This is a genomic window from Salibacterium aidingense DSM 18341, assembly GCF_000429685.1.
Taxonomy (GTDB): Bacteria; Bacillota; Bacilli; order Bacillales; family Marinococcaceae; genus Salibacterium; species Salibacterium aidingense.
Genome location: NZ_AUCI01000033.1, coordinates 24,429 through 34,648 on the forward strand (window position 1 = coordinate 24,429; position 10,220 = coordinate 34,648).

General features: G+C 44.5%; 12 protein-coding genes and 1 other annotated feature. Of the genes, 2 read left to right on the top strand and 10 right to left on the bottom strand.

What is annotated here, in order from left to right; translation table 11 throughout:
• Nucleotides 1-23: 23 nt before the first annotated feature.
• The 10 genes from G475_RS0120270 to G475_RS0120325 form a co-directional block, all read right to left on the bottom strand.
• Nucleotides 24-1,604: a 2-isopropylmalate synthase gene (locus G475_RS0120270; RefSeq protein ID WP_267880115.1), complete on the bottom strand. Its 1,581-nt coding sequence runs from the start codon at nucleotides 1,602-1,604 to the stop codon at nucleotides 24-26.
• The gene (gene ilvC / locus G475_RS0120275; protein ID WP_026702828.1) at nucleotides 1,588-2,580 is read right to left on the bottom strand and encodes a ketol-acid reductoisomerase; all 993 of its coding nucleotides are present in this window, start codon (nucleotides 2,578-2,580) and stop codon (nucleotides 1,588-1,590) included. The genes G475_RS0120270 and ilvC overlap by 17 nt, the downstream gene beginning before the upstream one ends.
• A gap of 36 nt (nucleotides 2,581-2,616) precedes the next feature.
• A complete protein-coding gene (gene ilvN / locus G475_RS0120280) occupies nucleotides 2,617-3,138 on the bottom strand; it encodes an acetolactate synthase small subunit (protein ID WP_026702829.1) in 522 nt (173 codons plus the stop codon).
• Nucleotides 3,135-4,862 (bottom strand): acetolactate synthase large subunit, encoded by a 1,728-nt coding sequence (gene ilvB / locus G475_RS0120285; RefSeq protein WP_035712164.1) that lies wholly within the window; start codon nucleotides 4,860-4,862, stop codon nucleotides 3,135-3,137. Before ilvB ends, ilvN begins: the two co-directional genes overlap by 4 nt.
• 113 nt (nucleotides 4,863-4,975) lie before the next feature.
• Nucleotides 4,976-5,246 (bottom strand) — a binding site (T-box leader).
• 61 nt (nucleotides 5,247-5,307) lie between these two features.
• Entirely contained in the window at nucleotides 5,308-6,213 is a 906-nt protein-coding gene (ilvE, locus tag G475_RS0120295) for a branched-chain-amino-acid transaminase (protein WP_026702831.1), read from the bottom strand.
• Between the two features lie 249 nt (nucleotides 6,214-6,462).
• Nucleotides 6,463-7,107, bottom strand: a complete 645-nt coding sequence (locus G475_RS0120300; RefSeq protein ID WP_026702832.1) for a class I SAM-dependent methyltransferase — start codon at nucleotides 7,105-7,107, stop codon at nucleotides 6,463-6,465.
• A 462-nt stretch (nucleotides 7,108-7,569) separates the two neighbouring features.
• On the bottom strand, nucleotides 7,570-7,767 hold the full coding sequence (locus tag G475_RS0120310) for a hypothetical protein (protein ID WP_026702833.1): 198 nt from the start codon (nucleotides 7,765-7,767) through the stop codon (nucleotides 7,570-7,572).
• A gap of 13 nt (nucleotides 7,768-7,780) precedes the next feature.
• The gene (locus G475_RS0120315; protein ID WP_026702834.1) at nucleotides 7,781-8,575 is read right to left on the bottom strand and encodes a GAF domain-containing protein; all 795 of its coding nucleotides are present in this window, start codon (nucleotides 8,573-8,575) and stop codon (nucleotides 7,781-7,783) included.
• Between the two features lie 108 nt (nucleotides 8,576-8,683).
• On the bottom strand, nucleotides 8,684-8,908 hold the full coding sequence (locus G475_RS25815) for a WYL domain-containing protein (protein ID WP_051302780.1): 225 nt from the start codon (nucleotides 8,906-8,908) through the stop codon (nucleotides 8,684-8,686).
• Nucleotides 8,908-9,147, bottom strand: a complete 240-nt coding sequence (locus tag G475_RS0120325) for a LexA family protein (protein WP_084414218.1) — start codon at nucleotides 9,145-9,147, stop codon at nucleotides 8,908-8,910. The genes G475_RS25815 and G475_RS0120325 overlap by 1 nt, the downstream gene beginning before the upstream one ends.
• A gap of 81 nt (nucleotides 9,148-9,228) precedes the next feature.
• Here G475_RS0120325 and G475_RS26540 point away from each other — a divergent pair, with 81 nt between their 5' ends.
• Both G475_RS26540 and G475_RS0120335 read left to right on the top strand, forming a co-directional pair.
• A complete protein-coding gene (locus tag G475_RS26540) occupies nucleotides 9,229-9,564 on the top strand; it encodes a YolD-like family protein (protein ID WP_051302782.1) in 336 nt (111 codons plus the stop codon).
• A gap of 141 nt (nucleotides 9,565-9,705) precedes the next feature.
• On the top strand, nucleotides 9,706-10,220 hold a 515-nt coding region (locus G475_RS0120335), incomplete at its 3' end, for a DUF3231 family protein (protein ID WP_026702836.1).

The following is a 10,220-nucleotide window of genomic DNA, read 5'->3' on the forward strand; positions in this document are numbered from 1 at the left end:
TAGAGCCTCATTCCTACATAAGGCTAGACATTCACTTTTTCCGCTTGATGATGAAGACCATCCCGCTGATTGAGCGCTCTGTTAATGGCATTGATATACGCCTTGGCTGATGCTTCGAGCACATCATTTGCCGTTCCGCGCCCGGAGACGTCTTCTCCTTTATATTCAATCTGTACATATACTTCAGCCAGTGCATCGCGGCCGCCCGTAATAGATTGAATGCGGTAGTCTTTCAGTTCTGCTTTTCCGCCGATCATCCGTTCTATCGTTTGATAAACAGCTTCTACGCTCCCGGAGCCGGTACCGGCTTCCTGAATGGTTTCTCCATCCGGATCTTTCAGGGTAACGGTGGCGGTTGGAATGTTTGTGGTGCCATAGTTTACCTGCAGTGTCTGCACTTCATAATAACGAACGGCTTCTCCAGCTTTTTCTTCTGACATTAGAGCGAAAATATCTTCATCTGTAATCTCATTTTTCTTATCTGCAAGTGCTTTAAATTCTTCGAATACTTTTTTCAGCTCTTCTTTGGTTGCCTGGTAGCCGAGAGATTCGATTTTTTCTTTAAAAGCATGAAGGCCGGAAAGTTTGCCAAGCACCATCCGGTTGGAATTCACCCCGACAAGATCAGGAGTGATAATTTCATACGTCGAACTATTTTTCAGCACCCCATCCTGATGAATACCGGATTCGTGGGCAAAGGCGTTTTCTCCAACGACAGCTTTGTTGCTTGGCACCACCATGCCGGAAAGCTTGCTGATCATCGTGCTTGTGCGTTTAATTTCGTTCAGGGTCAAGCCGGTTTCTGCTTTATAAAAATCGCTGCGGATTTTCAACGCTACTGCGATTTCTTCCAGAGAGGCGTTGCCGGCGCGTTCCCCGATACCGTTTATGGTTCCTTCCACCTGTCCTGCCCCAGCCTCCACGGCGGCAAGGGAATTAGCCGTTGCCATTCCCAGGTCATCATGACAGTGGGTAGAAAGGACTGCTTTATCCATATTTCTTACATTTTCTTTGATATGACGAAACAGATGACGGATTTCATCCTGGGTCACATAACCTACAGTGTCGGGCAGATTGATCACTTCGGCACCGGCATCAATCACTCTTTCGATGATCCTTACAAGAAAATCAAGATCGGACCGGCAGGCATCTTCGGCAGACCATTGTACATGGGGAAATTTCTTTTTCGCATGTTTCACCGCTTCGACGGAACTTTCAATGACCTGATCGGGCGTCATGCGAAGTTTATGCTCCATATGAATGGGGGAAGTGGCAATAAATACATGCAGTCTCGGCTCTTCTCCGCCCTTCAACGCCTCCCACGCTGTATCGATATCTTTTTGTACGGTGCGGGAAAGACCAGTGACAGAACTTCCCTTCACGGTATCAGCAATGTGCTTCACTGATTCAAATGAGCCATTGGAAGACGCCGGGAATCCGGCCTCGATGATATCAACACCGAGGCGTTCCAGCTGGTTTGCAATCTGAAGTTTTTCTTCAAAATTGAAATTTACACCGGGAGACTGCTCTCCGTCCCGAAGCGTCGTGTCAAAAACGTTAATTTTCCGCACTGCCCACCACTCCTTTCTATTTCTTGCCGACAAACGGCATCATTTCGCGCAGTTCACGGCCGACTTCTTCAATCTGATGTCTGTTTTCCCGGGCATTGGTGGCATTAAATTCGGGACGATTTGCCTGGTTCTCAAGAATCCAGCCTTTAGCAAAACGACCGGTTTGAATATCGGAAAGAATGCCGCGCATGGCTTCTCTTGTCTGCTCCGTAATAATGCGCGGTCCTGCCTGGAAATCCCCCCATTGCGCCGTATCAGAAATGGAATAGCGCATGCCTTCCAGGCCGCCTTCGTACATCAGATCGACGATTAGTTTCATTTCATGGAGACACTCAAAATACGCGACTTCCGGCTGGTATCCAGCTTCCACCAGGGTTTCAAAGCCTGCTTTTACGAGAGCGGAAGTGCCGCCGCAAAGTACAGCCTGCTCTCCGAAGAGGTCCGTTTCTGTTTCTTCCTGAAAGGAAGTTTCCATAATTCCGGCACGGCCGGCACCGATCTGTTTCGCATAAGCGAGCGCCGTATCTTTTGCCTGGCCGGATGCATCTTGATAAACAGCAATGAGGGACGGAACGCCTGCCCCGTCTTCAAATACGCGGCGGACAATGTGCCCCGGACCTTTTGGTGCTACCATAAAGACATCAATATCTGCCGGCGGAACAATCTGGTTAAAGTGGATATTAAAGCCGTGTGCGAAAGCAATCGCTTTGCCTGGCTTCAATTCAGGCTTTATTTCATTTTCATAGGTTCCCGGCTGGTGTTCATCCGGAAGCAGGATCATAATAACATCTGCTTTTTGTGCGGCTTCTCTCACAGTATAGACGTTAAACCCATCTTCTTCGGCTTTCGTCCATGATTTTCCTTTTCTTAATCCAATGATTACATTTACGCCGCTTTCTCTCATATTCTGGGCATGGGCGTGGCCCTGTGACCCGTAACCAACAACCGCTACTGTTTTTTCCTGCAGAATGCCTTCGTTTACGTCTCCGTTATAAAATACTTTTGCCATGATTCATACCTCTCCTTTTGTACATAATGTAATAGTTTAATTAATAATGGAATATTTAGGGGTTTCAAAATCGCTTTTGGTGGCTCCCCGCTTAAAAGCGGTGATGCCGGTACGGGCAAGTTCCTTTATACCGTACGGCTTCAAGAGATCGATTAATGCTTCCACTTTCTGCTGATCTCCGGTCACCTGCAGCGTCACACTTTCGCGGCCGACGTCCACAACAGAGGCGCGGAACGGTTCGGCAAGGGCCGATATTTCTCCTCGATGCTGCGGCGCGGCTACTACTTTAATAAGCGCCAGCTCTCGCGCCACGATCGAATCATCGGTAATATCGCGCACTTTCAGTACATCCACCTGTTTGTTCAACTGCTTAATTACCTGGTCGAGTCCACGCTGATTATCAACATTTACCACAAAGGTCATCCGGGAAACGGAAGGGTTTTCCGTCATCCCTACGGTGATACTGTCAATATTGAACTGGCGGCGGGCGAACAACCCCGTAATACGGTTCATCACTCCGGAGTTGTTGTTTACTGTTGCAATGATCGTTCGTTTCATGGTTTAATCCCCTCCATTTCATGATGACCTTTGCCTGGAGCAATCATCGGATAGACATTTTCTTCCTTTTCCACGCGGCAATCCAGAAGAACCGGCCCCTCATAATCCAGAGCTTCCCTCAGAACTGCCTGCATCTCCTCCGGATTGTCAATTTTCCATCCCTTAATGTTGTAAGCTTCAGCCATTTTGACAAAGTCCGGTTGAATCGGAAAAATCGAATTCGAGTAACGCTGATCATAGAATAGCTCCTGCCATTGGCGGACCATTCCAAGCGCGGCGTTGTTGACAAGTATAATTTTAACCGGAAGATTCAACTCCTGCAGAATCGACATTTCCTGGGCCGTCATCTGGAACCCGGCATCGCCGAGAACAGCCACCACCTGCCGATCCGGGGCGGCGAACTGAGCACCTATCGCAGAGGGGAAACCAAAGCCCATCGTGCCAAGGCCTCCGGATGTTACCCAGCAGTCCGGGTTGTCGAATTTATAATACTGAGCGGCCCACATTTGGTGCTGACCGACGTCTGTCGTAACTACCGCTTCGCCTTTTGTTTCCTCGTAGATCATTTCCATCAGACGCTGTGGTTTTAAGGAGTCCCCTTCTTCACGGTACCAGAGCGGATATTCCTCCTGCCATTCGGCAAGCTGTTTTTTCCACTCCGTAAAATCTCCCGGTGTTCCGTCGTATTCATTCAACATGCGAAGCGCCTCTTTGGCATCCCCCACCACCGGTATGTGGGTTTCCACATTTTTCCCGATTTCGGCAGGGTCAATATCAATATGAGCAACTTTGGCGTTCGGTGCAAAATGTTTTAAGGCCCCTGTTACCCTGTCATCAAATCGAGCTCCAATACTAATCAAAAGGTCCGCTTCATGCAGCGCCATATTTCCGGTATAGGTACCGTGCATCCCCACCATCCCGAGAAACAGTTCATGATTGCCCGGAAATGCTCCAAGTCCAAGCAGGGTGCTTGCTGCCGGAAGCTGCTGCTTGGTAATATATTCGAACAGCTCTTCTGAAGCATGCGCGTGAAGAATCCCCGCGCCGGTGAGTACCACCGGTTTTTTCGCTTCGGTTACTGCATCTGCCAGCTTTTTGATCTGCAGTTTATTCGGAATAACCGTCGGCTGGTAGCCGGGAAGATCAACAGATTGATTGTAGTTAAAAAATCCAGATGCCGCTGCGATATCTTTAGGCAGGTCTATTAAAACCGGTCCGGGTCTGCCGGTTGCAGCGATATGAAAGGCTTCCTTAATCATACGCGGCAGATCTTCCACTTCCCTTGCCTGAAAATTGTGTTTTGTAATTGGCATCGTTACCCCGATCACATCAGCTTCCTGAAAAGCATCTGTTCCAATTGCATTTGTGGCTACCTGCCCGGTAATAACAACCAGAGGAAGCGAGTCGATCATAGCGTCGGCGATGCCCGTTACTACATTGGTGGCTCCCGGGCCCGAGGTTACAATGCAGACGCCTGGTTTTCCAGCAACTCTGGCATAGCCTTCGGCCGCATGTACAGCGCCCTGTTCATGGCGGGCGAGGACGTGGTGCATCCCCGTTCTGTATATTTCGTCATACGTGGAAAGATTGGCGCCGCCGGGGTACCCAAAAATGACATCCACATCTTCCCGGGCCAGCGCCTGAATGAGCATGCTGGCCCCCGTCATTTCCTGATTTTCATCTTTAAGCTCGCGGCCCTGCATTTCCTTCGTTTTTGGCCCCATCTCTGCTTCCTCCCTTATACCAAGTATCGTTATAATGTACCAATGCCTTTTTGTCCATTTACAATATGAAATAAAAAAAATCTTTCCACCCCATCGGCCAGACTTAACCTGACCGAAGGGGTGAAAAGATTGATTTTCACGGTACCACCCTTCTTCGCGGTTCAAAAACCGCCTCACGACAGAACTTTTCAGTTTCTGTCTGTTTTTCTAACGGGTGAAGCTGGCAGAGTCTGCTTCTGCACCCGGCCTGTATTACTAACAATCTATGCTTTCACACAGGCACTCAGAGGTGAGTTCATTTTTGGCGGCAGTACCGCATCTCAGCTGCCGCGGTTCTCTGTAAAAGCCGGGCCAAAAATTACTTTTCCTCTTCCTCGTGTTCTCATTATTCCGTTGTGTCAGTATATGATTATTGCTGTAAAAAGATTATATTTTTTATTATTCTTTACCCGATTTCCACTTCTGATGCAGAAGAATACACGTTAACTCCGTCTTTTCCAACCTTTTCGCGGAAAGCTTCTAATATACGCTGCGTTTCGGAGCCGGGCCTGCCGTCTCCAATGATACGGCCGTCCACTTTGACTACCGCTATCACTTCCGCAGCAGTACCTGTCAAAAAGACTTCATCTGCAGTGTATACATCGTGACGGGTAAATGGTTCCTCCCTTAAATCATAACCCATTTCTCCAGCGAGTTCAACTATGGCCTGACGTGTGATTCCTTCAAGCGCCCCTATATATCCAGGCGGTGTATAAAGAACACCCTGCCGAAGAATGAAAATATTATCTGCAGAGCCTTCCGCCACATAACCTTCATCATTCAGCATCAAAGCCTCACTGACTCCTGCCAGACTTGCTTCAATTTTCACCAGAATATTATTTAAATAGTTCAGAGATTTTACTTTCGGGCTTAATACATCCGGGCGGTTCCTTCTTGTTGCCACGGTAACAATATCAAGTCCTTTTTCATAAAACTCCTTGGGATAAATCGCTAATTCCTCTGCTATTACTACAATCTGGGGACGTGCGCAGGACGCCGGATCCAGGCCTAGATTCCCGACTCCGCGGGAGACAACAAGGCGGATATAGGCATTACGCAGGTCATTTTTTTTAAGGGTTTCGACAATGATCTCCGTCATTTCCTCCATCGAATACGGAATTTCGAGCATGATGGATTTTGCAGAATTATACAGGCGTACCAGGTGTTCATTGAGTTTATATACGTTTCCGTCGTAAACACGAATGCCTTCAAAAACACCGTCCCCGTACAAGAAGCCGTGGTCAAAAACGGAAATCTTCGCATCTTCTTTTTTGACAAATTCCCCGTCCAGATAGATCCATTGTTCCCCCATGGCCGATCACCTCTGATGCTTCTCCTATATTCAAGATGACATCGTAATATACATGATTTTTCCAAAAATTGAACCTTGTATGAACCTTGCAAATTACGTGTTTGACGTTCATAATACGCCGATTCAAAGCGTGGGTCAATCCCTTTTTTTAAAATTATTAGACGATTCAAAAAGGGATTTAGCTCTTTGCATGCGGTTACATTATATATATGTCAACATTTTTTGTCTGATTATCTCCCAAAAAATTTTTTACTCTTTTTGGGCGAGGAACGTAATCGTTTTTCTGTTAGAAGCACTTTCTGTTTTTTCCACAACTACCCGCCAGGAAGTGAAGGCGCGCCGCAGTGTTTTTCTGGCTGCTTCGGCTGCCGGACGCCACCCCGGCTGGACCGGTCCATTCTCCACCTCAACGTCAAGTACAATCGTAACATAGCGCTTAGGGCGGACACCTGCCTCGAGCCGTGATAGCAAAGCTTCCACTGTTTCCTGAGATGGAAGATATTCAAGCAGGTTGACCGCGAATACCCAATCATAAGTTTCAACCGGCACCTCCATTTCTTCCGCTCTTTGGAGAACAGGATGGATGTGATCTTCTACACCGTACTGTCGAGCGTAATTGGAAAGCTGTTCGATGGCAAGGGGAAGATGGTCCACGGCTGTCACTTTTCCCTGCTCCGGTGCAATCGCCTGTGCTACTGGAATAGCATGTCGTCCCGGGCCTGCCCCAAGGTCCAGCACCTGGCTTTGGGGTGTTTTTTGAATGACCGGAATATAGCGCTGGATAGCTGGAGACGGTTTTTCCAGCCAAGACCCTTTTTCGAACAGGGGATATGTATTGTAAAAATAATGATCATGCTCAATCTGCTGTTTCAGGTTGTGTTCCCTGTTACTCATCCATGTGCCTCCTTATCGGGCAATATATATATAACTGCTGGATCCTCATATGCGGGATTTTAGATGCGGTGCCCCATTTCTTTACTTTGCAAAAAACCCCCTGCATATTTACTGCAAGGGGCTGATGATTGATTTGATTGGTTGGCGTCCCAGGCAGGATTCGAACCTGCGACCTACGGCTTAGAAGGCCGTTTACGACGTTAGGAACACTTATTATGATATAGGAAGAAAGCTGATAAATCAATATTCCTTTCCGCTTACTATGGAAGAAACTCGATTATTTTGGGGCAGAAATGATGAAATTCTGCCCCTAGTCTGCCCCAATAATAAAAACGTTCCTTACAAATTGCAAGTAGCGACACTGATCATGCGCATATTACTATAAAGTAGTTACAATAAAGTTCTGTCCGTTTTGTATCAAAAAAATAATCGGGATCCCCCCGATTAAGCAATGTCTGCATTTTAATGACCTATCGTTTCTAATGCTTTCCTCCTTGCTATTTTCATTTCATCTTTTTTACGATTTTCTTTATTTTTTACAATTTCTTCTTCATATTGTAAATTTGTCATTGCGTTATCGTATTCTTCTTTGCTAATAATCCTTTGGTCGTATGCATTATTAAGAACAAGCTTTTGAATCCTAATATCATCTTTGTGCATTTTCACGACCTCCTTAATATTCTGTAGTAGATGCTACTTCTTGTTCGGGACCACTTAAATATTTAGCACCATCAACCATCTCGTAAGTTGAGGCATCCAGGATTTGAGCATAAAGTTTAATAATATTATACGTTTCATCATCAAAAGGGGTTAACGAATCAACTGTCATAATTCCTAAATCACTAAAGGGTATGCAAATTAAAGCTTTATATTCACTAATAGAATCAGAGTTATGCTCCCAATCGTGATCATCGGTTACATTCGGGATGTTTAATGGTTCTCTTTTTCTAAAACTTCTCCCGCCTATAGTTTTATTAGTATCTAACTTTCTATTCCCTGGATAAGAGTCAGGAAAACCTGGACTTCCAATTAGAAACTCCAATTCGCTCTCATCTGCCGTTGCCATCCAAAATGCACATCTATGTGTGTTCCCCCTAGAAGTTTTTATATCGGCGACTAGCGATGTTATTATTTCATCATTTAGTCGTTTTGCCTCCTGTGTTTTATCTGAAGTATCCATTTTTCTTATATGTATAAGTTTTTTGAGTAAGCGTCTAATGTTTTGGACAGACGTGGCATACTGATTACAAATATCATTAAGTGTTTCGTTATCTGCCTGCAAATTACTCTTGTGCTCAGATAAAACCAGAATTTTCTCTTCAACACCTGATGTTTTAAAGATATTTCTAATGCTGAGAAGAGGAAGAAAAAGGAGTAAAACCAAAAATAATAAAAAAAGTAAGGCCGCAACCACGTAAGTCCACTCAGGGAAACGGCTCATTAACTCTAACCATACTTCCGTATTCATCTACAAAACCTCTTGTCCCCTTTTATTATGATACTTTACTATATGATACTATATAATAGAATTAATTGCATTAAAATAGGAATAATTTACTGAAAATTTAAATTGTTATTAACCTATCTTATTATACACACTGTTGTTTTCTTGTCTTGCAGATAGGAGGTTCTCTAATCTCAATGTACGGATCCCTTGCTTATAATGACACCAGACAAGCACATTCCTTTCATTCATCTGATGCACCGTTACTGTTCTTTGGCTGAGCGTTCCGTCCCTTGATTCATATATCACCTGAACCGGATCTCTGTTTTCTGCAGCGCGTTTTAAAATACCATCCATCATGAAGCCTCCTTAATGATTCGGAATGTTCGCGACTTCGATTCCTCCCAGGTAACGTGACCATCTCTACGTAACTTCTCAAGAAATCCATACACAGTTGAAACGGATTTAGTATTAACCAGTTCAGCTAATTCTCTCATTGAAGGCGCGTAATTATATTGGTCCATATAGGCCACAAGCGCATTGTATACATCACATTGTCGTTTCGTCATATAATCACTCCGTTCGTTTCCTTCCATTATATACGAACACTTGTTTCATTTCAATACTTATACAGAACTTTTGTTCGTGTTATGCTATGGGAACAGGAGGCGATCAAGATGGCTAACAAACTGACACCAGGATCAAACCTTAAATGGGAGAGCATGAGAATGATACTCCCGGAACAAAGAGAAATGTGGCTGGAGCATCAGGAGAAACAACGACGGGTCAAGAAACCGGTGCTGGATGAGCAGCAATGGGAGGAGTTTGAGTGGCTGCTTGCAGAAGCTATGAAAGAGAACGCGGAGCTTGTATTTACCTACTGGGCGGACGATGCCGTCGGCTGGTGCCATTACGTCAATACCGATCAAAAACAGTTCCACGTGAAGGATAATGAGAAGGATGTGCACTTCATTTCATTCGATTTAATTACAAACATTCAGTATTGCATCTAGTGCTTATAACACAATGATTAATACTTCTTTCACTGTGAGTACCTTTTTCTCCATTGGTTATATCCAATTTATTAAAAAAAAGTGAATAGGCACAATAAAAAAGGGGGAAAGTAAAACCAAGTATACATTAGGAGGAGCAATATGCAATTTTCAGAATCTAACATTTCATTAACTTCAGCAGAAATTTCACAATTATGGGTAGCATATATGAATGATAGTGCGGCTATTTGTCATTTAGAGCACGAATTGAATATCGTCGAAGATGGTGAAATAAAAAATTTACTACAATATGCCTTAAAGGTGTCTCAATCTCACATTCATGCCATATCTCAAATATTTTCTAACGAAAATTTTCCAGTCCCCCACGGTTTTAAACTAAGTGAGGACGTAGATGTAACAGCCCCTCGTTTGTTTTCCGATACATATTATGTAAATATGCTGAACCAATTAGGAAAAATCGGATTAAATAATTATAGTGTATCTTTAAGTGTAACTGTAAGAGAGGATATTTATCGTTTTTTCAGTAACTGCCTAAGTGAATCAGATAAAATTATAAAAGGGAGCAACGATATTTTATTATCCAAAGGGTTATATGTGAGAGCTCCCTATATTCCAAAACCAGAAACCTATGATTACGTCAAAAAACAAAACTTTTT